The sequence below is a fragment of the Mesorhizobium sp. URHB0026 genome, from assembly GCF_054059755.1.
In genome coordinates, this window is the sequence record NZ_JBSSCN010000001.1 from 3176229 (window position 1) to 3200768 (window position 24540).

The window sequence follows — 24540 nt, forward strand, 5'->3', positions numbered from 1 at the left end:
CTGGGCGGTCACTTGGGGCGAGAACCCCAAGAGCCGCCTAGAGCAGGCCGGCCTTGGCCAGGTCGCGCATCAAATGGCTGGCGCCATAGATCCATTGCGGACAATCGGGCGACAGCCGCACGCGGTTAACCAGCGCGCCGAATTTTTCCGACGAGATGGTAACGATGTCGCCGACCTTGTGCGTAAAACCCTTGCCCTTTTCGCCGCGATCCTTCGACGGCACGAACATCGTGCCGAGATAGAGCGCCAACCCGTCGGGATACTGGTGGTGCGGCCCCATCGCCGCGGCAACAAGCTCCTCCGGCGAGCGGCTGATCTCGGCCATCGAGCTTGCCCCCTCCAGCGAAAACCCGTCCTCACCCTCCACCTTGAGGCGCACGACGGCCTGCTTCACGTCGGCGATAGAGAACGTGTCGTCGAACAGCCGGATGAAGGGGCCAAGCGAGGCCGAGGCGTTGTTGTCCTTGGCCTTGCCGAGCAGCAGCGCCGAACGCCCCTCGACGTCGCGCAGATTGACGTCGTTGCCGATGGTGGCGCCGACGATCCTGCCGCTCGCGGCGGCGATCATGGCGATCTCCGGCTCCGGATTGTTCCAGGTCGACACCGGGTGGAGGCCGACATCGGCGCCGAAGCCGACCGAGGCCATCGGCTGGCACTTGGTGAAGATCTCGGCATCCGGGCCGATGCCCACTTCCAGATATTGCGACCAGGCGCCGCGCGAAATCAGCTTGGCCTTGATCTCCATCGCTTCGGGCGAACCGGGCTTGAGCTTCGACAGGTCGTGGCCGATCAGCCCGGCAATGTCGGCGCGGATGGCGTCCGCCTTGTCAGCCGAACCGCGCGCCTGTTCCTCGATCACCCGCTCGAGCAGGCTGACGACGAACGTCACGCCCGATGCCTTGACCGCCTGCAGGTCGACCGGGGAGAGGAGATAGGGTTTTGCCGGATCGCGTTTGGCCGCAAAACTGTTGGCCGCGATGTCGTCGAGCGAGCCGATCGGCTTGCCCCTGGCTGAGCGCACGTGGCCGGCCGGGTCGGCCAGTTCGCAGACGTCGCGCACGGTGGGCGCCGCGCTCGACGTGATGTCGAAGACGGTGCCGTCGCGCACGGTGACCACCATGGGGTGCGAGGCGCTTTTGGCGCGGCCGACAAAAAGGCCTTCAGCGGGCAGATGTGTCGGGTTGGTCATGTGTGCGCTCCTTTGATCATCGAAAGATACGGCCGTGCCGGGTCGGCGCGGCACTTTCACCGGAATCCTTGCAAAGGTCTATCCCATCGATGGTGATCAAAGGTGCTGTGTTTTTGGTTGCGAAATCCCGGATTCGCGGCGACCGGTCTGTCATGTGCAGGAGAGAAGTGGCGGGATTTTTCAAGAGCATGAAACCTCGATGGATTTGCTTGCGGTGCATTCAACCTCTGTCGCGATGGCCTCGGTGAGACGTTGAGCACAACCATCCCGTCATCGGGATTCCGCTTGACAGATTTCATGAATATGAAAAACTCTTGGACAATTTCAAATCTCGGTGAGCAGGTCGATGTCGACCGTCGTTGCAACACAAGCGCAGGAGGCTCGCTCTTCATCGGGCTTCCGGCTCGCCATGCTGCTGCCGGGCGCGTTGGTCACTTTCCTGCTGATCCTGTTTGCGCTTGGCCTGGTGCTGTTTCTCGCCTTCCGCGGCAATGACGGCTCGCTGCTCGGCGTTGGGTTGACCACCGCAAACTTCGTCGCCGTGGCCACCGATCCGCTTTACTGGACGGTGACGCTGCGCTCGCTGGTCATCGCCAGCCTGGTGACGCTGGCAACAGTCGTCACGGCCTATCCCGTCGCATACTATCTCGCTTTCCACGCCGGGCGGCGGCGCGGCCTGCTCTTGTTCCTGGTGACGCTGCCGTTCTGGACCAGCTACCTGCTGCGCGTCTTCGCCTGGAAGATCGTGCTTGCCTATAATGGCGTGCTGAACTCGGCGCTGATAGAAAGCGGCATCTGGTCCCAGCCGACATTGGCCTTTCTGAATACGCCGGCGGCTGTGGTCGTCACGCTCGCCCATGCTTATGCGCCTTTCGCCATCCTGCCGATCTATGTGGCGCTGGACACCATCCCGAAATCGCTGCTCGAAGCCGCTTCCGACCTCGGCGCGCGGCCATTCACCGCTTTCCGCCGCGTCGTGCTGCCCAATTCAATGCCAGGCGTGCTGGCTGCGGCGCTCGTCGTCTTCGTACCGACGGTCGGCGACTATGTCACTCCCGCTATGGTCGGCGGCCCGGCCAGCACCATGATCGGCACGCTGATCCAGTCGCAGTTCGGCAAGGCCAATGACTGGCCGTTCGGCGCGGCGCTTTCGGTCTGCGTCATGCTGGTCATCCTGGTCGTGGTGCTGGTCGCACGCGGCGCCGACCGCAGATTTGGCAGCCGCACATGAAAGCCGAACGCGCAGGTACGAAACGGGATGGCCGCTGGCTCGCCCTCTACGTCCTTGCCTATCTCGTCTTCCTCTATCTGCCGGTCCTGCTGATCCCGCTGTTTTCCTTGAACGATTCCATCCAGGCGGCGTTCCCGCTGCAGGGGTTTACGCTGCAATGGTACGAGACGCTTTATGGGAACCCGGCGCTGTCGGGCGCGCTGTTGAACAGCCTCGTCATCGGCGTCATCGCGGCTTCCGGCGCCACGCTGTGCGGCGTCACCGTTTCCTACATGGACCTCTACGGCCGCTCGCCATTGGCAACCACCATCAGCGCCATCGCCCGGCTGCCGATCCTCATCCCCGGCGTCATCGTCGGCATATCGCTGCTGATCCTGGTCAACCTCATCGGCCTCGGGCCATCACGCGTCGCCATCGTCCTCGGCCATATCCTCGTGGCCCTGCCGACCACGGTGGTGATCATGCGCAGCCGTTTCGCCGCCATCCCGAAAACCATTCGCGAGGCGGCGCTCGACCTCGGCGCCACCGACTGGACGACGTTCCGGCGGGTGATGCTGCCGCTCAGCCTGCCTGCCGTGCTGTCGGCCTTCATGCTCGCCTTCCTGATCTCCTTCGACGAATTCATCGTCGTCTTCTTCCTTGCCGGCACCGAGCCGACCCTGCCGCTCTATATCTGGAGCCAGCTACGCTTCCCCCGCTCGCTGCCGACCGTCATGGCGCTCGGAACGGTGATTCTGGCCGTATCCTTCATCATCGCCGGCACCGCCGAGATCCTGCGCCATCGCGGGCTCGGAGCCGCGCGCCGCAATCCAGCCTGACCACAACAATGAGAGGAGAACGAAAATGGCATCCCACCTGAAATCCATATCAGGGCACAAGGCCCGGGCCGGCCTTGCCGCACTGGCGCTCGCACTGTCGTCAACCGTGGCGCTGGCCGCCGAAAAGCTGCAATATTTCACCTGGTCGGGCTACGAACTGCCCGATTTCAACAAGAGTTTTCTTGCCGCCCACCCGGACGGCGTCGAGGCCTCTATCTTCGGTGACGACGACGACGCCTTCACCAAGGTCAAGGCCGGCTTCCGTCCCGACATTGCCCATCCCTGCTACGACAAGGTGGCGCGCTGGAACAAGGAAGGCCTGCTGCAGCCGATCGACACCAAGCGCATCAAAAACTGGGATTCGATCTTCCCGGTATTCAAGAACCTGCCTGATCTGCAGGCGGGCCACGGCAAGGTGTGGATGGTGCCATGGGACTGGGGCAACACCTCGATCCTCTACCGCACCGATCTGGTGAAGAACCCCGAGGCCAGCTGGAACCTTCTGTGGGACAAGCAATATGCCGGCCGCATGGCGACCATCGACGCCGTGCACGATACGCCGATCGTTGCCGCGCTTCTGGCTGGCGTCAATCCGTTCGACATGACGCCTGCTCAGATGGACAAGGTCGCGGCAAAACTGCGCGAACAGCGTCCGCTGCTCTCCAACTACACCACCGACATGACGTCGGTCGAGCAGGCGCTGGCCAGCGGCCAGCTGGTCGCCGCCATGACCTGGAACGCGTCGGCCACCTCGCTGAAGAAACAGGGCGTGCCGGTCGAATTCATGAAGCCGAAAGAAGGCATGCTGACCTGGGCCTGCGGCTTCGTCATGCTGAAGGACGCCAAGAAGGTCGATCTCGCCTATGACTTCATCAACAGCCGGCTCGACGCCGATTCGGGCAAGTTCCTGATCCAGTCCTACGGCTATGGCAGTTCGCTGAGCACTGCTTTCGCCGGCGTGTCGAAGGAGGAACTGGAGAAGCTGCAGCTGCCGGCCGACCCGGATGTCATGCTGAAGAGCACGATCTTCACCGGACCGATGAAACAGAATGACGATATGGCGAAGATGTTCGAGAAGGTGAAAGCGGGGGGCTGAGGGCCAATCGCCGATGCTGGTGCTGCCCCTCACCTGCCTACCGGCATCCTCTCCCCGTATAGCGACGGGGAGAGGGGCGCTGTCATCGCAGATTTCGCCAATCGCCAGCGTTGCAGGAAGAAAGACGACGCGGGGGCAGCCACTTCTCCCCGTCACTATACGGGGAGAAGTGCCCGGCAGGGCGATGAGGGGCGGCGCCGGCTTCCGGCAAGATACGATCCTACTCTGATGCCGGCCTTGTCAGCCGTCGGCGCAGATGACTGCAATCGAAGGACCAACGGATGGATATAGTCGACGAAGCCGCCGAGAAACCCAAGGACGATGCCGACGTTCGCGTCGGCCGGCGCGTGCGGGCGCTGCGGCTTGAGCGCCGCCTGTCGCTGGCCGAACTGGCGGCAAAAGCCGGCGTATCAATCGGTGCGCTGAGCCAGATCGAGCGCGGCATGTCCTCGCTGCGGGTCAAGGTGATCTGGCCGCTGGCCGCCGCACTCGATATCGAGCCGTCGGCGTTGATCGGCGACGGCAACGATGCCGTCAACGATCTCTATTGCGTCCGCGCCAACAGCCGCCGCGCGATTCCCGTAAAATCGGAAGGCATCGCCAAGGCGCTGCTGTCGCCGCCCGGTGCGACGCTCACCGGCATGCTGGTGACCGTGGAAGCCGGCGGCGGCACGGCGGAAGCCTACGCCCATGCCGGCCATGAATTCGGCTATGTGCTTTCGGGCGAGGTCGAACTGGTGGTGGATTCGACGACATACGGGCTGAAGACCGGCGACAGTTTTGCCTTCAAGAGCACGCTGTTGCACGCTTTCCGCAATCCCGGCGCCGAGCAATGCCAGATCCTCTGGGTCAACACCACGAAGCCCTCCGAGGTTCGCGATGGCGCCTGATCCACTCGTCAGGCTTGAAGCCGTCTCGAAGGTTTTCCCCGGCGGCATCGTCGGGCTCGATGCTGTCGACCTCGACATTATCAGCGGCGAATTCATCACGCTGCTCGGGCCGTCGGGCTGCGGCAAGACCACCAGCCTGCGCGTCATCGCCGGCTTCGAAAGCCCGTCGAGCGGCAAAGTCTTGCTCGACGGCCGAGACATCACGGCCCTTAGGCCGTTCGACCGGCCGGTCAACACCGTGTTTCAGGACTACGCGCTGTTTCCGCATATGAACGTCGCCGAAAATGTTGGCTTCGGCTTGTCCCTGCGAAAGCTCACCAGTGCCGAGCAGGCAAACCGCGTCGGTGAAGCCCTCGACATGGTCGGTCTCGGCGACAAGCTTCGCGCCCGCGTTTTGGAACTCTCGGGCGGCCAGCGCCAGCGCGTCGCGCTCGCCCGCGCCATCGTCTGCGAACCGCGCGTGCTGCTGCTCGATGAGCCGCTGTCGGCGCTCGACGCGCATTTGCGCGAACAGATGCAGATTGAGCTGAAGCGGCTGCAGTCGCGGCTAGGCACCACCTTCGTCATGGTCACCCACGACCAGACCGAGGCGCTATCGATTTCCGACCGCATCGTCGTCATGAACAAGGGCCGCATCGAGCAGATCGCGCCGCCGGCAACACTCTATGACCGGCCCGCGACCAAGTTCGTTGCCAGCTTCATCGGCACGATGAATCTCCTGCAGTCGCGCTTTCTCGGCCGAGATGGCGAGCGTTTGCGCTTTGCCGCCGGTGACCTGCCGCTGGAGGCTACCTCCGACAATGGCGAGACGCCGGCCGCGGGCGATACACGTACCATCGGCGTGCGCCCGGAGGATTTGCTGGCGGCCGCCGAAGCAGCCGACGGCACCGCGCCGGCGCGGGTGAGCGGGGTTGTCTTCCACGGTCGCACGTTGCGCCTTCATGCCCAGATCGGGCAGGGAACCTCCGTCGTCATCGATGCCCCGCGCCAGGCCGAAGGCTTTCAATTCAACGTCGGCGACGTGGCGCATATCAGCCTGCGCCGTGGTGCCAACTGCCCGATGCTCTCCGCATAGTTCGGCGGCTACAAGCAGTCGGCAACGGCCGCGAATATGCCGACTGGGGCGATCTTACGATTTTCTGAAGGTCACGGGCATCATCGCTACGGCGCGTGGGGTATGCGGATGTACCAAGGCGAGTTCGATTTCGGAATCATCTTTGCTGCCGCCCGATCGGGGGCGGCGCATCGCGATGTCTGAGTTTGAGGTCACCCTTTCGTCATTCGGGAGCTTTCCCGGTTGCCCGGCAACGAGGGGCCCTTGGCCAAGCATCCTTTCGTGCTTCTCGCCGATGACGGACCGGTTTGTGAATTGAGCAGGAAACCCGGCGCTGAAATGTTGCGCGAGGGCCTCAAAGCTTCAGACGGTTTCGTTCCACATTTGACGCTGGCTATGACCAGAAACTTATTCCGCAACGGCCTATCGGCCCAATCAGCTTTGTCGCCCGGCAGTTCGTTCTTGTGCACAATTTGCGCGGACTGAGGAGGTACGTTTTCCCGGGATGTCGGCCGCTGAGTGCGATTTGATGCGCCGATCCTCAAATCGTCGTCACATAGCCGCGCTATATCTATCGTGCTGACACGCCTTGTCAGCTGTCGTGCGGGCAGGGGTGGCAGGCCAGCAAGTGCTTCCCTACTTCGAATGCGTCTGAACAGGAGGAACACCCATGACCATTACGGAAATTGCCAAGGATTTCACCGAGCTCCTCAAGCAGGGAGACAACAATGGTGCTGCCGAAAAATACAACGCCGACGATATCGCCAGCTATGAAGCCATGGAGGGGCCGATGGCCGTCAGCCATGGCAAGGAGGCCCTCAGGCAGAAAAGCCAGTGGTGGCAAGAGAACCACGAAGTGCATGGCGGCTCGGTAGAGGGCCCTTATGTCAATGGCGACCAGTTCGCGGTGCGCTTCACCTTTGACATAACGCCCAAAGCCACGGGCGAGCGTGTCACCATGGATGAGGTTGGCCTGTACACGGTCAAGAACGGCAAGATCACCGAAGAGCGCTTTTATTACTGAGGCCGGAACAGGCCTACCTAACTTGCTCTCTTTGCGGCAAGGTTGAAAATGAGCACGGCGGCCAGAGCGATCCTCTGGCCGCTGGGGGCGCTCAAATTGTCTTTCACATACTGCGCAAGTTCATCGCCACGGTGCCCCAGCCGTCGAAGAACCCATTTTTCATGGTTGTCGCGGGTGGAGGCGGGTCATCGAAAGTCCCGGGTCGTCAAAAAGCCGTTAGCGACACTTAGGTAATTTCCTTAGTGTTTCCGGTAATGCTGGCCAAGCTGCTGGCCAAGCGGAAAGAGCGGTTTTAGGCTGCGAAAAAGATTCGACTGTCAGCCTAGGGAAAGCGCGTCTTGACGACCACCATGTACGGCATCACGAATTGCGACACGATCAAGAAGGCGCGCGTCTGGCTGGAGAGCCATGGGGTTCCCTATCGTTTCCACGACTATCGGGCCGAAGGGATCGAGGCGGGCAAGCTGGATGGCTGGGTCGGCAAGGTCGGCTGGGAAAAGCTGCTCAACAAGGGCAGCACGACGTTTCGCGAACTGCCGGAGGCGGACAAGCAAGGCCTCGACGAGAAGAAGGCGAAGGCGCTGATGCTGGCCAAGCCGACAATGATCAAGCGGCCGGTGCTGGAGGTCGGCGACACAATTCTGGTCGGTTTCAAGCCGGATGTTTATGAAGGGGCGGTGGGCGGGAAATAGAACCGACTCTCACCGCGCTCCTTCGCGCCCCCCGCTGTCCCGCCGGTGTCGCGATATTACGTGTGGGCTCGCAAATACCCCGCCAAAGCGACGGCGTTGTTATGCGCTTCGTCATGGGCGCCATAGAGCAGCGTCACCTTGCCGTGGCCGAGCATCGCGCGCAGTTGCGCCACCGTCTTTTCATTCGCATCCAACTCGCCACGGTACCGCTTCTGAAACTCCGCCCAGCGCGCCGGCTCGTGGCCGAACCATTTGCGCAACGCGTCGCTCGGCGCGATCTCCTTCAGCCACAGGGTCAACGCGGCATCCTTCTTGGCGACGCCGCGCGGCCATATTCGATCCACCAGCACCCGCTGGCCATCGGCCTGCCCGGGTGTCTCGTAGACGCGCTTGACTGCGATATCGAAGGCCATCACACCTCCGCTGGCTAGACCCGTTGGGCCCACTCGCCCTTGCGCATCACCGGCACGCGGCCGCCATCCTTGGCGACGCCGTCAATGTCGATCTTGTCCGACCCGATCATCCAGTCGATATGGATGAAGCTCTTGTTGCCGCCGCGCGCCGCGATTTCGTCCTGGCTGAGCGAGGCGCCCTCGACAAAGCATTTCGAATAGCATTGGCCGAGCGCGATGTGGCATGCGGCGTTTTCGTCGAACAGCGTGTTGAAAAACAGCAGGCCGCTGGCCGAGATCGGGGAGGAATGCGGCACCAGCGCCACTTCGCCCAGGCGGCGCGCGCCCTCGTCGGTGTCGAGCACCTTCCTCAGGACGTCCTCACCTTTCGACGCCTTGGCCTCGACGATCCTGCCGCCCTCGAAGCGCACCGAGATGTCATTGATCAGCGTGCCCTGGTAGGACAGCGGCTTGGTCGAGGAGACATGGCCCTCGACGCGCCGCGCATGGGGGGTGGTGAAAACTTCCTCGGTCGGGATGTTGGGATTGCAGGTGATGCCGTTCTTGGCGGTCGAGGCGCCGCCCATCCACTCATGGCCGTCCGCCAGCCCGACCGTCAGGTTGGTGCCCGGTCCGGTGAAATGCAGGGCATGAAAATTATGGCCGTTGAGCCATTCGGTGCGGCCGCGCAGCGCCGCATTGTGCGCCGTCCAGTTGCCGATCGGGTCTTCCACATCCACCCGCGAGGCGGCGAAGATGGCGTCGGCGAGCTTCGCAACCGCCACGTCGTCGGCATCGCCGGGGAAAACCTGCCTTGCCCAAGCGAGATCAGGATAGGCGACGATGTTCCAGTTGATGTCGAAGCCGGTGATCTTCTCCAGCGCCGGCTGGTAGGCCATCGAATTGGCCTTGTTGGCGCGCGCCACCTTCGCCGGATCCTGCGCCGACAGGAGCGACGGATCCTCGCCGCGCACGGCAAGCCGGGCTGCGTTGTTGGAGAAGGCCTTCGCCATGCCTTCGTAGAGCCAGCCGGCGGCGTGGTCGAAGCCAGCATCGGCGCCGAAGCGGTAGCGCGCCAGCGTCATCTCGTCATCGTTGAAGATCGGCGTCACCAGCCCGGCACCGGCCCTGTAAGCGTGTTCGACGATGCGCCTGGTCAGCGGCAGGGCCGCCATCGACGATGTCAGCACCAGGTCCTGTCCGGGCTGCAATTGCAGCCCCACCTTGATGGCGACTTCCGCCAGCCTGTCGAGCTTCACCGGGTCGATCGTTGCGGAAACGCCGCGCGAATGTGTGGTCATGATCCTGCCTGTCGTCTTGGGATGTCTGATTGAACATAGACCGGTGCCGCGGTGCTTTCCACCGCGATCGTGCCGCTGGGCTCGGCGACCGACGATCCGAACCGCGCCATCGTCGCCGCGATCTCCTCCTTGATCCAGGCCTTGAAGTCCCGGACCTTGCGGCTTTCGGCCTTTGTGGTGGAGGTCACCAGCCAGTAGCCGAGGCCGCTCTGGGCGCGGATTCCGAACGGCGCCACCAGGCGCCCGTCGGCCAGCGCATCGGCCGCAAGCAATTGCCAGCCTAGCATCACGCCATGGCCGGCGATCGCCGATTCCAGGCACAGCATCGGATCGGTGAAGCGGGCGCCTTTCTGGAAGGTGACTGGTTCAACCCCGGCGGCCGCGAACCAGCTTTCCCAGTTGATCATCGCCCGCTCGTCCGTGATGGCGCAGGTCTGGGCGAGGTCACCGATCGACGTCAGTTTTCTGGCAATCCCGGGCGCGCAGACCGGGAAGACTTCCTGCGCCAAGAGCAACTCCGCCCTTCCACCCGGCCATTTGCCGTCGCCAAGCCGGATGGCAATGTCGACGTCCGAGTGATCGAGATTGGCCAGCCGCACCGAAGCGTCGATACGCAGCAGCACGTTGGGATGCCTGTCGAAGTGCCGCGACAGCCGTGGCAGTAGCCATTTGGAGGCAAAGGCCGGTGCCGCCGAAACAACCAATGTGCATTGGCTGGCTTCGTCGGCCAGTGCCACGGCCTGGGCAAGCTCGCGAAATCCGGCGCCAAGGCGGGCCGCGAAGACGGCGCCGAATTCGGTCAGCACGAGGCCGCTTGTCGTGCGCTCGAAGAGTGCCTGGCCGAGCTGTTTTTCGGTGCGGCTGATCTGCTGGCTTACGGCGCTGACGGAAACATTGAGTTCGCCGGCGGCGGTCGCGAGCGAACCGAGACGGGCGACGGTTTCCACGGCGCGAAGGCCGTTGAGATGAACGCGGTTGAGCATGGCCATTTGAGATTTTCTAAACCGATCCGGCCGAAATCTCAATTGAAAGAGATATCGAAACGGCAGACTTTACGGGTCGAAACAGGCACACGGAGCCGGAATGCTGAGCATGTTGCTGAAGGCCCTGGTCGCGGCCAATTCGCCGGGTGACACGCGCTGCGACTTCGATACGCTGAGCTGGCTCACCGATCCGCTTGCCCATCCCGCGCTGGATGTGATGTCGGAGCGCGAACTCGGTGATGTGCCGTTCCGGCTGACAGCGCGCCGGACCGTGCATGAGACTGTTTCACCGAGCGCCGGTTTCGGCGAGCGCTGCTGAGCGCGCGATCACGAACAAGGCCCTGGCCCAACGTGAGGCGGATTGTTTCACCCGCTCGCACATCTATTGTGCACTGCAATGACTTCGCCCCAATCGACAGCGCTGCGTTACGCCATCGCCGGCATGATCGCCATGGCCGTCGCCATGGGCATAGGCCGCTTCGTCTACACGCCAATCCTGCCTGGCATGATGGAGGAACTGCATCTGTCGCCGGCCGATGCCGGCTGGATCGCCTCGGCAAATTATCTGGGCTATCTCGTTGGCGCGTTGGTGGCGGCGGGCAGCTGGGCGCATCGACGCGAGCGTTTGCTGATGCTGGGCGCCCTCGGCGCTAGCGCCGTGCTGGCCGCCTCGATGGGGCTGACCGACGCCATGGCCGCCTTCGTCGCCATCCGTTTTCTGGCCGGTCTAGCGAGCGCTTTCGTCATGGTGTTCATGGCCAGCATCGTTTTCAGCCATATCGCGGCGGTGGGGCGCGGCGACCTGCAGGCCTGGCATTTCGGCGGTGTCGGCCTAGGCATAGCGATATCGGCGGCGATGATGGCGGTGCTGGTCACCGAGCATGCCGGCTGGGCGCAGGGCTGGCTGTGGTCGGGGGCGATTTCGGCTTGCGGCTTCGTCGCCGTGGCGCTGCTGGTGAACCAGGGTCCGCTCACCAACGGGGAGGTCCGACGTGAACCGGCGCTGCCGAAAGATCGGTCGCTGATGAAGGTGATCGTCGCCTATGGCCTGTTCGGTTTCGGCTATGTGGTGACGGCAACCTTCCTCGTCGCCATCGTCCGCCAAGCCGGCGGCAGCCGCGTCTTCGAGGCCGTGGTGTGGATGGTTGCCGGTCTTGCCGGTTTCCCTTCGGTCTGGTTGTGGCAGAAGATAGCGGCGCGGATCGGCCTTTATGCCGCCTATGCCTTGGGATGCTTCGTCGAAGTTGTCGGCGTGACCGCGAGCGTCGCCGCCGGCGGGCGCGTGGGGCCGCTGCTTGGCGGCGTGCTGCTCGGCGGCACGTTCATAGCCATCACCGCACTTGGCCTGCAGGCCGCCAGGCAGCAGGCCCCAGCGTCGCCCCGGCGTATCTTTGCCCTAATGACCGCCTCGTTCGGTCTTGGCCAGATCATCGGCCCGATCGCGGCCGGATTATTGGCCCAGGCGTCGGGCGATTTCTTCCTCGCCTCGATCGTCGCCGCGGCCGTCCTGGTCGTCTCCGGCGCCGTCACATGGTCGGCTGCGCCAAAATCGCCATGATTTGTGGTCTTGCTCTGCACCGGCATCGGGCAGGCATTTTCTTTCCTCCTAATGTGTGACCTTATGCCCGCCGAACCCACCTGATTTGCGCATAGATCGAGGAATTCGCCACAGTGTTCGTATCCTTCTTCCCGCAGCCGAAGCTGTTCTTCTCTTCGGCCGCCATCTGGAGCCTTGCGGCAATCCTGTTCTGGTTTTTCGGCGGAGAGCAATTGGGGGCGGTTTTCGGCATGCCTCCCGCTGCTCCCGGCGCGCCACCCATCATTGGCATCGCCATTCTGGTATCGAAGCCATTCCTCTGGTTCTACATCTACTTCGTGCTGTGCGTGGCCATCTTCTATGCGTTCTGGAGCTGGTATTCGCCGCACCCATGGCAGCGCTGGTCGATCCTGATGACGGCGGTCATCCTGTTCTTCATCTATTTCAACGTGCAGGTCAGTGTCGCCGTCAACGCCTGGTACGGCCCGTTCTTCGACTATGTACAGGGGCTGATGTCGGGCACCGGAAAGTCGACGAACGCCGAGTTCTATACCGGATTGGCCGACTTCTCATGGCTGGCCCTGGTCGGCATGAACGTGCAAGTGGTCAACGCCTTCGTCGTCAGCCATTGGATCTTCCGCTGGCGCACAGCCATGAACAATTATTTTATCGAGAACTGGAGCAGGCTGCGCCATATCGAGGGCGCTTCGCAGCGCATCCAGGAAGATACGATGCGGTTCTCGCAGATCATGGAGGATCTCGGTTCCAGCTTTGTCCAGTCGATCATGACCCTGATCGCCTTCCTGCCGGTGATGATCCAGCTGCAGGCCCATATCAGCGAACTGCCGATCATCGGCGCGATCCCGCAACCATTGGTGGTCGCGGCACTTGCCTGGTGTCTGTTCGGCACGATCTCGGTGATGATTGCCGGCATGAAGCTTCCCGGCCTGCAGTTCCGCAACCAGCGCGTCGAAGCCGCTTACCGCAAGGAGCTGGTCTATGGCGAGGATCATGCGGACAGGGCGCAACCCGCCACCACCGCCGAGCTGTTCGCCAATGTCCGGCACAATTATTTCCGGCTCTATTTCCACTACATCTATTTCAACGTCGTCCGGTACACCTACCTGCAGGCCGACAACATTTTCTCGCTGCTGATCCTGGGTCCGTCGCTGGTCGCGCACAAGATAACGTTTGGCGCGCTGAACCAGATATCGAACGCGTTCGGCAAGGTGACGGGTTCGCTGCAGTTCCTGCTTACCTCGTGGTCGACCATCGTCGAGCTGCAATCGGTGCACAAACGCCTGCGCGCCTTCGAGGCGACGCTGCAAGGCGAGCCGTTGCCCGATATCGACCAGCGCTATCTGGCAAGGCAGGGCGCCGGGGATCCGGCATAGGAATGCTCTGAATGAAACGCCGGTTGGCGGCTCAGCCGCCGACTGTCGCCTGCTTCTGGCCGCCATCCTGCCGCGAGACGTAATCGTGAAAACTAATGCACTCGACATCTGATTTGACGCAGACCTCGCCCGCAAAACGTTCCAGCGCGTTCCAGTAAGCGCCGTCATTCATCAGCGTGAAGTGGAAGCCGAGTTCCAGCGGAATGCGCTTGCCCCGATATTGCGCGTCGAAGGCGGCGTGAAAAGCATGGTAGGTCCGGTCCGCGAACTCGCCGGCGTTGCTCGGCCGCTCGAAGCCGCCGGAATGGCGGACGTACAGATTGTAGTCCATGGCGATCACCGGCCGTGATTTTGGCCCTTCCGGAATCCGCGGCAGGGAAAAGTTGGTGATGCCGCCAACGGTCGGCGGCAGGGCAGGCCCCATTGAAACGCCGCTGGCGTCGAACCGATAGCCGGCTGCCGGGAGTGCCTCGTAAAGCGCTTTGCCGGTCGACAGATACGGCGCCCGGAAACCGGCCACCGCATGCCGCGCGAATTCCCGCCAGCCCTCGGGTTCGGGCGCAATGCCGTTGATGGCATAGGCGTTCTCGAAAATGTGCTCGAAGGAGGCGAACTCTTTCAGCCAGTCGGCCTTGCTCCAATCCTTGCCGTCGAAATGGCCGCAGGCGTGGCTGGCAATGTCGTGACCCTCATGGGCGGCGAGGCCGATCTGTTCCAGCCGCTCGGCCACGTCCTGCCTTGATGCGGCAAAGCCGATGTTGGATTTGCCCGCCGTCTTGCCAGGCGCGGTGTATTGGCCGCGTGTCTCGGGCGACAACAGGAAGACACAGGACAGGAAATAGGTGAAATGCGCGCCGGTGCGCTGGGCCAGCGCCCGGCTGCGCTTCCACTGCGAGATGTCGCGCGCGCTGTCGAAGGAGATGATCACGATCTGCTTCGGCCTTGCCGGTGCTGGTGGCGCGGGCGGATCGGCCAGGGCCGCGCCGGCGGTGGCGAGTGAGGCAAGCGAGAACAAAAGAACGCGGGACAAACAAGGCACTGGCAAATTCACGGGCTCCGGGTGGTCGGCAAGCCGGCTATCGCCCAAATGTGGCGCCGGTGCGATTGGGTTTTCGTGGGTTTGCCCAGGGACAAACATTGGTTTGCCCCGGGGACAAACATTGGTTTGCCCCGGGAATAGCCGATTTTCCGGCCGAACCCCTTCCATGCCGACAAAATTTCGCTAAAACGCGGGCTCATGAACCGCCCCGGCCCGGGGCAGGAATGGTTTGATTGATGTCCGACGACAGTTTTATTCGCGAAGTCAATGATGAGATGCGTCGCGAGCAGGCGCAGAAGCTGTGGGACCGTTTTGGCCCGGCTTTGCTTGTCATTGCGGTGCTTGTGGTGCTCGGCACCGCGGCCTTCGTCGGCTATCGCTATTGGGACGAGACGCGCGCCAATCGCTCCGGCGATGCCTTCTCGCAGGCGCTGAAGCTTGCCAATGATGGGAAGAACGATGACGCGCTGGCCGCGCTCGATCAGCTGGAAAAGGATGGTTACGGCGCCTATCCGCTACTCGCCCGCATGCGCGCCGCGACCGTCAAGGCCAACAAGGGCGACGTCGATGCCGCCGTCAAGGACTTCGACGATGTCGCCGCCGACACCGCCATTCCCCAGGGCCTGCGCGACATGGCGCGGCTGAGGGCGGCGCTCCTGCTCGTCGATCATGGCTCCTTCGCCGACGTGTCGAGCCGCGTCGAGGCGCTGACATCGGACACTAACACCCTGCGCCACAGCGCGCGCGAGGCGCTTGGCCTTGCCGCCTGGAAGGAAGGCAAGACCCAGGATGCGCTGAAACTGTTCGATCAGATCGCCTCCGATGATGGCGCCCCACGCAACACGCGCGAGCGGGCGACCTTGATGTCCGAGCTGATCCGCGGGTCGGGCAGTGCATCGTGACCTCTTGCCCAAGGCGCGCGGCGGTTTGGGACCACGACATGCATGGAAGATGTAGGGTCGGATGACATTCAAAGTCGCCATCATCGGCAGACCTAACGTCGGCAAATCGACGCTTTTCAATCGGCTGGTGGGAAGAAAGCTGGCGCTCGTCGACGACACGCCGGGCGTTACCCGCGACCGCCGCGTCCACGCCGCCAAGCTTTACGATCTGCATTTCGATGTCATCGATACCGCGGGCTTCGAGGACGCCGGAGCTTTGACCTTGCCGGGCCGCATGCGCGCGCAGACCGAAATCGCCATCCGCGAGGCGGATCTGATCTTTTTCACCATCGACGCCAAGTCCGGCCTGCTGCCGGATGACAGGACCTTTGCCGAGATCGTGCGAAAATCCGGCAAGCCGGTCGTGCTGGTCGCCAACAAGGCCGAGGCGAAGGGTGCCCAGGGCGGCATGCTGGAGGCCTGGGAACTTGGCCTTGGCGAACCGATCCCGGTTTCTGCCGAGCACGGCCAGGGCATGCCCGACCTGCGCGACGCCGTGATCGAAGCGCTCGGCGAGGCGCGCGCCTTCGGTGAAGACCAGGATACAGACGACGAAGAGGCCGCCGCCAGTGAGGTGCTGATCGGCGAGGACATCGCCGATCCGGACGCCGAGCCATCCTATGACGACACCAAGCCGATGCGCATCGCCGTCGTCGGGCGGCCGAACGCCGGCAAATCGACGCTGATCAACGCGCTGATCGGCGAGGAGCGGCTGCTGACCGGACCGGAAGCCGGCATCACCCGCGATTCCATTTCGGTCGACTGGGACTGGCGCGGCCGCCGTATCAAACTGTTCGACACCGCCGGCATGCGCCGCAAGGCCAGGATCCACGAAAAGCTGGAAGTAATGTCGGTGCAGGATGGCCTGCGCGCCATCCGTTTCGCCGAGATCGTCATCATCGTACTCGACGCCACCATTCCCTTCGAGAAGCAGGACCTGCAGATCGCCGATCTGATCATCCGCGAGGGCCGGGCACCGGTGATCGCGTTCAACAAATGGGACCTGATCGACAACCCGCAGGAACTGTTGGCCGAATTGCGCGAGAAGACCGAGCGGCTGTTGCCTCAGGCGCGCGGCATCCAGGCTGTGCCGGTCTCGGCCGAGACCGGACGCGGCCTCGACAAGCTGATGGATGCGGTGTTGAGGACGCACAAGGTCTGGAACAGCCGTGTTTCGACCGGCAAGCTCAACCGCTGGCTTGAAGCCATCCTGACGCATCACCCGCCGCCCGCCGTTGCCGGGCGCCGGCTGAAGGTCAAATACGTCACCCAGGCCAAGACCCGGCCGCCGGGCTTCGTGGTCCAGTGTTCGCGGCCGGACGCGATGCCGCAAAGCTATGTCCGCTATCTCTCCAACAGCCTGCGCGAAGCCTTCGACATGCCGGGCGTGCCGATCCGCATCGCGCTGCGCACTTCGGACAATCCGTTCGCCGGCCGCGCGAAGAAGCGTTGAGGATGCGGGTGGCAACCCCCCTCCGTCGGGAGCTGCACTAAGCGACTTTTAGCAGGGTCTCTTTCATCTCGGCGCCCTCGGGCAACGCCTCGAACGCCGATTGGAGCAGGATGTCGGCCAGCCGCGCCGCGACCGGCTCGAGCTCGGCGTCCTTCTGATGCAGGTGCAGCGCCATCTTCGGCAGCGACGGCAGCCCGAGCATTCCGGGCGCGAGCGCCCGGACATTCGCGGGCAGGCCGATGTCGGTGCGGATCGTCAGCCCGAGGCCAGCCGCCACCGCCGCCCATATGCCGCCAAGGCTGGGGCTGGAGAACGCCATCCGCCAGGGCCGCCCGGCACGATCCAGCGTCTCGGTCGCCACGGTGCGCAGCAGGCAAGGCGCCTCGAACACAACCAGTTGCAGCGCCTCGCCATTGTGGGGGCCTGCCTCCATCGGTTTCGCCGGCCCGATCCAGCGCGCCTGCACGTCGGCGACATGCCGGCTATACGGCAGCGTCGTGCCATCATGCCAGGCGAGCGCAATGTCGAGGTTGCCGGAAAGGACACGCTCGGCCAATTCGTGGCTGCGTCCAATCCGTGCTTCGATCCGAACCTTGGGGTGGGCGCGAGCGAAGCGACCGAGCACCTCCGGCAACACGGCCTCGCCGAAATCCTCCTGCAAGCCGAGCCGCACCCAGCCCTCTAGTTCGACCTCGCGGATCGCCAGGGCTGCCTCGTCATTGAGCTCGATCAGGCGCCGCGCATAGCCGAGCATCGTCTCGCCGGCTTCGGTCAGTGACAGGCCGCGCCCCGCCTTACGGAAGATCGGTGTATCGGCCTGCTCTTCCAGTTTCTTCAGCTGCGCGCTGACGGCGGAGGTCGAGCGGCCAAGCCGCTCAGCTGCCCTGGCAAAACTTCCCAGTTCCATGCCGGTGACGAAAGTCCTGAGCACGTCGAGATCGAATGTGACGCGGCGCATGAGATCATCCTTATTTTCAGGATTATCGATCAAAATATTCCTGATTTTATGGACGAAGCTATGGCGCTACATGCCTCCCGTCAAGGCCGCTCGACCGGCGTCACGGGAATGGAATCATGTCTGCCACCGTCATTCGCAACGATTGCCAGCTATCCGGGCGAGGTACCATCACGACCGCGGCCGGCCGGACCTTCGGCCCCAACCACCGCTGGAAGGTCTTGGGCATCGGAGTTGCCGCGAATGCCGGTTTCTCGGCTACTTTCTCCGGCATACCGGCAACGGCGGTCGTGCTTCGTCAGGGCTATCACTTGAGCAATGCCGAGCTTGGCCTGGTGCTCGGTCTTCTTGGACTGGGGGTTGCGCTCAGTGAACTGCCATGGGGCCTGCTCACCGACCGGCTGGGGGGATCGCCGCGTGCTTCTGATCGGCCTCGGTGCAACGGCGGCCTGGCTGCTGGCGATGGCGATGCTCGTCGTGCCGACAAGGTCAAGCATTCCCGATGTCACGTTGCTGGGGGCAAGCCTGCTCGTCACGGGATTGCTCGGCGGAAGTGTCAATGGCTCGAGCGGCCGCGCCATCATGGCCTGGTTCCGGGAGAATGAGCGCGGTTTTGCCATGAGCATCAGGCAGACCGCGGTGCCGCTTGGCGGCGGCCTCGGCGCACTCGTCCTGCCTTCCCTTGCCCTGGCTTTCGGGTTCGCCGCGGTGTTCGGGCTTTTGGCGGCGGCATCCGCTCTCTCCGCCCTGTTCGCCTGGCGTTGGCTGCACGAACCGCCGATGGCGGGTGGCGGCCACGCCGCTTCATCTGAAGCGGCAGGCCCGGCGCCGTTGCGCAACATCGAGGTCTGGCGCATCTCGACCGCCATCGGCCTGCTCTGCTTTCCGCAGGTGGCGGTCCTCACTTTCGCGTCGGTGTTCCTGCACGACTTCGCCGGGCTTGGCACGACGGCGATCAGCGCCAGCCTCGCCGCTGTACAGGTCGGCGCCATGGTCATGCGCGTCTGGAGTGGCTGCTTTACCGACCGCCACGGTAACCGTCGTCAATTTCTCCGCTTGTGCAGTGCGCAGAGCGCGCTGGCCTTCGTGGTGCTCTGGTTGCTGGTTCTGGCCGCTCCCGCAATGCCTGCCAGCCAATCCTTCCTGATCGCTGTCCTGCCCCTGGTGCTTGTCGTTGCCGGCATCTCGGTCTCGGCCTGGCACGGCGTTGCCTATACCGAGCTTGCCACGCTTGCCGGTGCCGGCCATGTCGGAACCGCGCTCAGCCTTGCCAACAGCTTTGTCTTCGTCGGCTTCTTCCTGGTCCCAGTGGCCATTCCAGGGCTGCTGCACCTCTGGTCATGGCCTGGCGTGTGGCTGTCGGCAGCCGCCTGCGCCCTGGTCGCTTGGCCGATCTTCCTGCCGCGGACTGAGCCTCCCGCCGCAAAATCGCCAGACTTCGGAACCACGACCTCCAGCCGACCGAGAAAACCTGACCGACCTCGTTAACGTCCCATCAAGGTTAATGCATCATTTTGCTCTCCAGTGGGGTCAGTTGCGTTCCTGGAGAGAGTTCCGTGCATCGACGTGTCTTGAAGCGGCTGATGGCCGCCGCCGGTGAGAAACGCAGCCTTGTGTCTCCGTTCATCATCGGTCTCGGTATCTGGATCGGCTTTCCGACCGTCGCTGCCTACCAGGACATGACCAGCCTCGTTTCCGGCCTTGAATCGCCGACCACGCGCTGGAATTCCTATGTCGAGAAATCCGTCGCCGGTTCGGTCCATGCCGCCGAGATGCCGTTCGTCGATTCCGACGTCACCAGTTCGATCTCGGGTTCCGGCGTTCGCCTTCCCGGTGTCGGCGCGGTCTCGTTTCGCGGCAAGGGCGGCAAGGTCAGCGGGTCGCCCGACGAGGATCGCGTCGTGCGCGCCGACAAGAAGGGCCGCATCGTCCAGGTCTCTCCCGTGGCACCACCGAAGAACTTCAATGCCGGCTCGATCTTCCAGCGGACCTCCTCGCTGATGCGGCCGAGCATGGACGGCGACCTGAAAATGGCCTTCGCCAAACCGCGGATCAAAGGCAAGGAAATCCAGATCGCCGCGGCATTTTCATGCGCGTGAGGACAAGAAGCCGGATCCAGGCGTGCCGGCCATGCTTGCCGCCCTGGTCAACAACGACCATCCCGATGTGCTGGCGACCGCCTATGCGCAATCCGCCCCGGACTATGCCAAGGCCTCACCCTTTGAGGCCCTGCTTCAGGATGAAGAGCCCAACAGCGGCCGCTTCATTCCGCCGATGGCCAAGGGCGACCACGCCTGGATCCAGAATCCGCTTCCGGCCAGCGTCTTCTCCAAGCCGGAGCAGAAGTGCCTGGCCAACGGCATCTATTTCGAGGCCCGCGGCGAAGCCGTGCGCGGTCAGGCCGCCGTTGCCCAGGTGATCCTCAACCGGGTCCGCAATCCTGCCTATCCCAATTCGATCTGCGGCGTCGTCTACCAGAACGACAGCTGGTTCAACCGCTGCCAGTTCTCCTTCGCCTGCGACGGCAGGAAGAAGCGCATCGACAATCCGGTCGCCTACAAGACCGCTCAGGATGTCGGCATGGCCGTCACCGCCGGCAAGATCTTCATTCCGGAAGTGGGATCGTCGACCCACTACTATGCCAATTACGTCCATCCTGGCTGGGCGCGCACGATGCAGAAGATGACCAAGATCGGCCTGCATATCTTCTACCGGACCTATGGTGGTGGCTGGAGCTGAGCGGTCCGCCGCCGCCCGTGTTTTCGCGCGGTCGCACGGTCGATCGGAGAGCCATTGTCGGGGGGATTCGCGCGGCGCATCCCGCCGATCGCAAAGGGCACGATGTCGCACCTTTCTAATTATTTGATTTTACTAGGTAAAATACACAGCGCGGAACTTCCCTCCGTGGCTTGACGGGCGCAAACCCTCTAACTATGTTGCCGGCGACTTTAGAAACGGACGGACGGTGACGGTCTGCCCGGGCAGGGGGGTTGCGATGGCCGAGAAAAACAGGCCAGACGGAACCGGAGAAACCGGCCGCGGCAAGCAGCATGACCCCGAAATCCGCGACGACGATCTTGAGCGACGTCGGCGTGAACTTGGAGCATCGCTTGCGACAAGGCTGCCGAACCGGCTCGAGGGGAAAGACGACGCGAGACCAGTGACCGGATACGGTCAGGCGATCAAACTATCCAGCGAGTTTATCGCCGGGGTGGTGGTAGGCGCCGGCATCGGCTGGATCATCGACCGTATGGCGGGGACATCGCCGTGGGGTCTGATCGTTTTCCTGCTGCTTGGCTTTGGCGCCGGCGTGCTCAATGTCATGCGTTCAGCTGGCGTTGTGGCGGAATTCGGACAGGGCAACAAATCGCGCCCTGACCGGGACAACAGCAAATAGCCGCTCTCGCGCGGCAATGATAAATTTGGCCGTACGCGGCATTGACGGGGTTAGAACGTGGCAGCTGACAAGGTCGATCCGATCCACCAGTTCCATATCATCAAGCTGGTTCCGATTAATATCGGCGGCTACGACCTGTCTTTCACGAATTCCGCACTGTTCATGGTCGCGACCGTGGTCGTTGCGGCGGCCTTCCTGCTGCTGACGACGTCGAGCCGCAGCCTGGTCCCCGGCCGGCTGCAGTCGGTCTCCGAGATGGCCTATGAGTTCGTCGGCAACATGCTGCGCGACGCCGCCGGCACGCAGGGCATGAAGTTCTTCCCCTTCGTGTTCTCGCTGTTCATGTTCGTGCTGGTCGCCAATCTGCTCGGCCTGTTCCCCTATTTCTTCACCGTCACCAGCCACATCATCGTCACTTTCGGTCTCGCCGCATTGGTGATCGGAACCGTGGTGGTCTACGGGTTCATGAAGCATGGTTTCGGTTTCCTGAAACTGTTCGTGCCGCATGGCGTGCCGGTGTTCCTGCTGCCGCTGGTTGTGTTGATCGAAGTCATTTCCTTCGTGTCGCGCCCGGTCAGCCTCTCGGTTCGTCTGTTCGCCAATATGTTGGCGGGCCACATCACGCTCAAGGTGTTCTCCGGCTTCGTCGTCAGCCTCTCCGCACTCGGCGCGGTCGGCGTCGCGGGCTCGGTCCTGCCGCTGGCCATGGCGGTGGCGCTGACGGCGCTTGAATTGCTGGTCGCCTTCCTGCAGGCCTACGTCTTCGCGGTATTGACCTGCATGTATCTCAACGACGCCCTGCATCCCGGGCACTAAGGCCCCATGAGTTTCCGGCCCAAGGGTTTCCAACACTGGCGCCGGATGGAAATCGCAACGGAATTTCAGATCCAAAGGAGTTGAACAAATGGACGCAGAAGCAGCAAAGTACATCGGCGCCGGCATCGCTTGCCTGGGCATGGGTGGCGCGGGCATTGGCCTGGGCAACATCTTCGGCAGCTACCTCTCGGGCGCGCTGCGCAATCCGTCGGCTGCCGACGGCCAGTTCGGCCGCCTGATCTTCGGCTTCGCCGTGACCGAAGCTCTGGGCATCTTCTCGCTTCTCATCGCACTTCTGGCCCTGTTCGGCTGAGTACTGAGAAGATTGGACAGGCCGGCCGCGCAAGCGGCGGGCCTGATATCTGGGGATAGTCCATGTTCGTGACATCTGCCTTCGCGCAAGAGTCCGCGCCATCAGCCGACACCAGCCACGCTGCGACCGGAGGCGACACGCATTCCGGTACCACCGTGCCTGCCGAAGCGCACGGCACGTTTCCGCCATTCAATCCGGAGACGTTTCCGTCGCAGCTTCTGTGGCTGGCGATCACGTTCGGGCTGTTCTACCTCTTCCTGAAGCGCGTCGTGATGCCGCGCGTCGGGGGCATCATCGATGTCCGCAACGACCGCATCAGCCAGGATCTCGACCAGGCAGCCAAGTTGAAGGGCGAGGCCGACGCCGCCGTTGCCGCTTACGAGCAGGAACTGGCGGAAGCCAAGAAGAACGCGAACTCGATCGGCCAGCAGGCCAACGATTCGGCCAAGGCGGAAGCCGACACCGCGCGCAAGAAAATCGAGGCCGCGCTCGATGAGAAGCTTGGCGAGGCCGAGGCACGCATTTCTTCCATCAAGGCCAATGCCATGAAGGAAGTCGGCAGCATCGCCGAGGATATCGCTTCGGCGATCGTCGAGGCACTCGTTGGCGGCAAGGCCAGCAAGGCCGAGATCGCGGCCGCAGTCAAATCCGTGGCCCGGTGAGGAGCGCATCATGGACGCTACATCTCTCGCAACGCTCTGGGCCACGATTGCCCTGATCATCTTCCTGGCCATCGCCGTCTACATCAAGGTGCCCGGCATGATCGCCAAGGCGCTCGACGCCCGCGCCGCCAGGATCAGCAGTGAGCTCGACGAGGCCCGCAAGCTGCGCGACGAAGCCCAGCAACTGCTCGGCCAATACAAGAAGAAGCGCAAGGAAGCCGAGCAGGAGGCCGCCGACATTGTAGCGGCCGCCAAGCGCGAGGCCGAATTGCTGGCCGCTGACGCCCACAAGAAGACCGAGGATTACGTTGCCAGGCGCACCGCGCTTGCCGAGCAGAAGATCGGCCAAGCCGAGCGTGACGCGGTTGCCGAAGTGCGCGCCAGCGCCGTCGACATAGCCGTCGAGGCGGCGCGCGCATTGCTCGCCGCCAAGGTTGACGCCAAGGCCGGAGCCGACCTGTTCAGGTCCGCGCTGCAGGACGTGAAGGCCAAGCTGAACTGAGCGTTCTTCAGTCGCTGACATGAAGCCGCCCGGGCAACCTGGCGGCTTTTTTTGTTGGGAGAAAGCGGCGCGTCAAAGCGGCCAATCTCCGCCCTCGTGGGCAAGATCGGCATTACCACTGCCGTCGCTTTACTCCAGCCCGGCCAAGCTCTCTTCCTCAACCACATCCGTCCCGCTCAGCCGGAACGGCGCAAACGACGAGCGATGCAGTCGAGCCACTGGCCCATGCGCCTCGATCGCCGTGCGGTGCCGGACCGTGGCGTAGCCCATATGGACTTCGAAGCCGTAGCGGTCGTGATGATTGCCGCAGCCGCGCATCATGCGGTCGCGCATGACCTTGGCGACGATCGAGGCCGCGGCGATCGACTGGGAGCGCTGGTCGCCCTTGATCAGCGCGCGCCCCTCGCAGGGCAACCCCGGCGGCACGTCGCGCCCATCCGCGAGCGCGAGCTTAGCCTGCACCGGCAGCCCGACCAGTGCGCGGCGCATCGCTTCGAGGCTCGCCCTGAGGATGTTGCTGCCATCGATGCCCTCGGCGCTGATCGACGCCATCGAGACGCCGAGAGCGGAGCCGATGATGTGCAGGAACAGCGCTTCGCGCTGCAAGTGGCTAAGCCGCTTGGAATCGTCGAGACCCTCGGGAATATTGGCGGGGTCGAGCACCACTGCCGCCGCGACCACGGGACCCGCGAGCGGGCCGCGGCCGGCTTCGTCCATCCCCGCGACCGGCCACAAACCATCGGCCATCGCCTTCGTCTCGAAGGAGAAATCGGGTTTCTCGACGATTTCGAAGAGAGGCGGAGAATCAGAACGCGCGCGAGCCATGTTGCGGCGAGGTTCGCATCGGCTCCGATTCTCCGC

25 protein-coding genes and 1 pseudogene are annotated in these 24540 nt (G+C 63.3%); 19 read left to right on the forward strand and 7 right to left on the reverse strand.

Annotated elements, in window-relative coordinates; genetic code table 11:
* Positions 1-37 precede the first annotated feature (37 nt).
* A complete protein-coding gene (locus tag ACVWWD_RS15525; RefSeq protein WP_352546526.1) occupies positions 38-1189 on the reverse strand; it encodes a fumarylacetoacetate hydrolase family protein in 1152 nt (383 codons plus the stop codon).
* Between the two features lie 346 nt (positions 1190-1535).
* On the opposite strand from ACVWWD_RS15525, the gene ACVWWD_RS15530 reads away from it, so the two are divergent.
* From ACVWWD_RS15530 to ACVWWD_RS15560, 7 genes are all read left to right on the forward strand, one after another.
* Positions 1536-2420, forward strand: a complete 885-nt coding sequence (locus tag ACVWWD_RS15530) for an ABC transporter permease (RefSeq protein WP_352546525.1) — start codon at positions 1536-1538, stop codon at positions 2418-2420.
* The gene (locus ACVWWD_RS15535) at positions 2417-3238 is read left to right on the forward strand and encodes an ABC transporter permease (protein WP_352546524.1); all 822 of its coding nucleotides are present in this window, start codon (positions 2417-2419) and stop codon (positions 3236-3238) included. Before ACVWWD_RS15530 ends, ACVWWD_RS15535 begins: the two co-directional genes overlap by 4 nt.
* Before the next feature lie 25 nt (positions 3239-3263).
* Positions 3264-4334 carry an ABC transporter substrate-binding protein gene (locus tag ACVWWD_RS15540; RefSeq protein ID WP_352546523.1) on the forward strand — a complete coding sequence of 357 codons (1071 nt, stop codon included), beginning with the start codon at positions 3264-3266 and terminating at the stop codon, positions 4332-4334.
* A gap of 281 nt (positions 4335-4615) precedes the next feature.
* Complete coding sequence (locus ACVWWD_RS15545; protein WP_352546522.1) at positions 4616-5224, forward strand: cupin domain-containing protein; 609 nt, start codon at positions 4616-4618, stop codon at positions 5222-5224.
* Positions 5214-6299 (forward strand): ABC transporter ATP-binding protein, encoded by a 1086-nt coding sequence (locus tag ACVWWD_RS15550; protein ID WP_023782208.1) that lies wholly within the window; start codon positions 5214-5216, stop codon positions 6297-6299. The genes ACVWWD_RS15545 and ACVWWD_RS15550 overlap by 11 nt, the downstream gene beginning before the upstream one ends.
* Before the next feature lie 649 nt (positions 6300-6948).
* Complete coding sequence (locus ACVWWD_RS15555; RefSeq protein ID WP_023771022.1) at positions 6949-7302, forward strand: SnoaL-like domain-containing protein; 354 nt, start codon at positions 6949-6951, stop codon at positions 7300-7302.
* Positions 7303-7640: 338 nt separating this feature from the next.
* The gene (locus ACVWWD_RS15560) at positions 7641-7994 is read left to right on the forward strand and encodes an ArsC family reductase (RefSeq protein ID WP_352546521.1); all 354 of its coding nucleotides are present in this window, start codon (positions 7641-7643) and stop codon (positions 7992-7994) included.
* 56 nt (positions 7995-8050) lie between these two features.
* Here ACVWWD_RS15560 and ACVWWD_RS15565 read toward each other — a convergent pair whose 3' ends face one another.
* Genes ACVWWD_RS15565 through ACVWWD_RS15575 form a run of 3 tightly spaced genes read right to left on the reverse strand, consistent with a single transcriptional unit; the run spans position 8051 to position 10676 of the window.
* A complete protein-coding gene (locus ACVWWD_RS15565; protein ID WP_352546520.1) occupies positions 8051-8407 on the reverse strand; it encodes a DUF488 domain-containing protein in 357 nt (118 codons plus the stop codon).
* Between the two features lie 14 nt (positions 8408-8421).
* The gene (locus tag ACVWWD_RS15570) at positions 8422-9687 is read right to left on the reverse strand and encodes an aminopeptidase (protein WP_352546519.1); all 1266 of its coding nucleotides are present in this window, start codon (positions 9685-9687) and stop codon (positions 8422-8424) included.
* The gene (locus tag ACVWWD_RS15575) at positions 9684-10676 is read right to left on the reverse strand and encodes a LysR substrate-binding domain-containing protein (RefSeq protein WP_352546518.1); all 993 of its coding nucleotides are present in this window, start codon (positions 10674-10676) and stop codon (positions 9684-9686) included. The genes ACVWWD_RS15570 and ACVWWD_RS15575 overlap by 4 nt, the downstream gene beginning before the upstream one ends.
* Before the next feature lie 94 nt (positions 10677-10770).
* Between ACVWWD_RS15575 and ACVWWD_RS15580 the strand changes: the two genes are divergently transcribed.
* The 3 genes from ACVWWD_RS15580 (at position 10771) to sbmA (ending at position 13601) form a co-directional block, all read left to right on the forward strand.
* Positions 10771-10989, forward strand: coding sequence for a hypothetical protein (locus ACVWWD_RS15580; RefSeq protein WP_023782203.1), 219 nt, complete (start codon positions 10771-10773; stop codon positions 10987-10989).
* A 78-nt stretch (positions 10990-11067) separates the two neighbouring features.
* Positions 11068-12228, forward strand: coding sequence for a YbfB/YjiJ family MFS transporter (locus ACVWWD_RS15585; protein WP_457103174.1), 1161 nt, complete (start codon positions 11068-11070; stop codon positions 12226-12228).
* Between the two features lie 113 nt (positions 12229-12341).
* Positions 12342-13601, forward strand: coding sequence for a peptide antibiotic transporter SbmA (gene sbmA, locus ACVWWD_RS15590; protein WP_352548345.1), 1260 nt, complete (start codon positions 12342-12344; stop codon positions 13599-13601).
* A gap of 31 nt (positions 13602-13632) precedes the next feature.
* On the opposite strand, the gene ACVWWD_RS15595 is transcribed toward sbmA, so the two are convergent.
* Positions 13633-14640, reverse strand: coding sequence for a polysaccharide deacetylase family protein (locus ACVWWD_RS15595; protein WP_352548346.1), 1008 nt, complete (start codon positions 14638-14640; stop codon positions 13633-13635).
* A gap of 236 nt (positions 14641-14876) precedes the next feature.
* Between ACVWWD_RS15595 and ACVWWD_RS15600 the strand changes: the two genes are divergently transcribed.
* Together ACVWWD_RS15600 and der are read left to right on the forward strand one after the other, a co-directional pair.
* Complete coding sequence (locus ACVWWD_RS15600) at positions 14877-15542, forward strand: tetratricopeptide repeat protein (protein ID WP_023771013.1); 666 nt, start codon at positions 14877-14879, stop codon at positions 15540-15542.
* Positions 15543-15603: 61 nt separating this feature from the next.
* Positions 15604-17034 carry a ribosome biogenesis GTPase Der gene (der, locus tag ACVWWD_RS15605; protein ID WP_352548347.1) on the forward strand — a complete coding sequence of 477 codons (1431 nt, stop codon included), beginning with the start codon at positions 15604-15606 and terminating at the stop codon, positions 17032-17034.
* A 37-nt stretch (positions 17035-17071) separates the two neighbouring features.
* Here the strand turns inward: der and ACVWWD_RS15610 are convergent, their stop codons facing one another.
* Entirely contained in the window at positions 17072-17992 is a 921-nt protein-coding gene (locus ACVWWD_RS15610) for a LysR substrate-binding domain-containing protein (RefSeq protein WP_352548349.1), read from the reverse strand.
* Between the two features lie 414 nt (positions 17993-18406).
* Here ACVWWD_RS15610 and ACVWWD_RS15615 point away from each other — a divergent pair, with 414 nt between their 5' ends.
* From ACVWWD_RS15615 to ACVWWD_RS15645, 7 genes and pseudogenes are all read left to right on the forward strand, one after another.
* The gene (locus ACVWWD_RS15615; RefSeq protein WP_457103175.1) at positions 18407-19477 is read left to right on the forward strand and encodes an MFS transporter; all 1071 of its coding nucleotides are present in this window, start codon (positions 18407-18409) and stop codon (positions 19475-19477) included.
* Between the two features lie 68 nt (positions 19478-19545).
* Positions 19546-20728, forward strand: a pseudogene (locus ACVWWD_RS15620) (cell wall hydrolase).
* Between the two features lie 256 nt (positions 20729-20984).
* Positions 20985-21386, forward strand: coding sequence for an AtpZ/AtpI family protein (locus tag ACVWWD_RS15625; RefSeq protein WP_023771009.1), 402 nt, complete (start codon positions 20985-20987; stop codon positions 21384-21386).
* Between the two features lie 57 nt (positions 21387-21443).
* The gene (locus ACVWWD_RS15630; RefSeq protein WP_023771008.1) at positions 21444-22202 is read left to right on the forward strand and encodes a F0F1 ATP synthase subunit A; all 759 of its coding nucleotides are present in this window, start codon (positions 21444-21446) and stop codon (positions 22200-22202) included.
* An 88-nt stretch (positions 22203-22290) separates the two neighbouring features.
* Positions 22291-22515, forward strand: coding sequence for a F0F1 ATP synthase subunit C (locus ACVWWD_RS15635; RefSeq protein WP_013896722.1), 225 nt, complete (start codon positions 22291-22293; stop codon positions 22513-22515).
* Positions 22516-22577: 62 nt separating this feature from the next.
* Positions 22578-23177 carry a F0F1 ATP synthase subunit B gene (locus ACVWWD_RS15640; protein ID WP_352548353.1) on the forward strand — a complete coding sequence of 200 codons (600 nt, stop codon included), beginning with the start codon at positions 22578-22580 and terminating at the stop codon, positions 23175-23177.
* Positions 23178-23187: 10 nt separating this feature from the next.
* A complete protein-coding gene (locus ACVWWD_RS15645; protein ID WP_023771006.1) occupies positions 23188-23679 on the forward strand; it encodes a F0F1 ATP synthase subunit B in 492 nt (163 codons plus the stop codon).
* Positions 23680-23808: 129 nt separating this feature from the next.
* Here ACVWWD_RS15645 and ACVWWD_RS15650 read toward each other — a convergent pair whose 3' ends face one another.
* The gene (locus ACVWWD_RS15650) at positions 23809-24504 is read right to left on the reverse strand and encodes a ribonuclease HII (RefSeq protein ID WP_352548356.1); all 696 of its coding nucleotides are present in this window, start codon (positions 24502-24504) and stop codon (positions 23809-23811) included.
* Positions 24505-24540 lie beyond the last annotated feature (36 nt).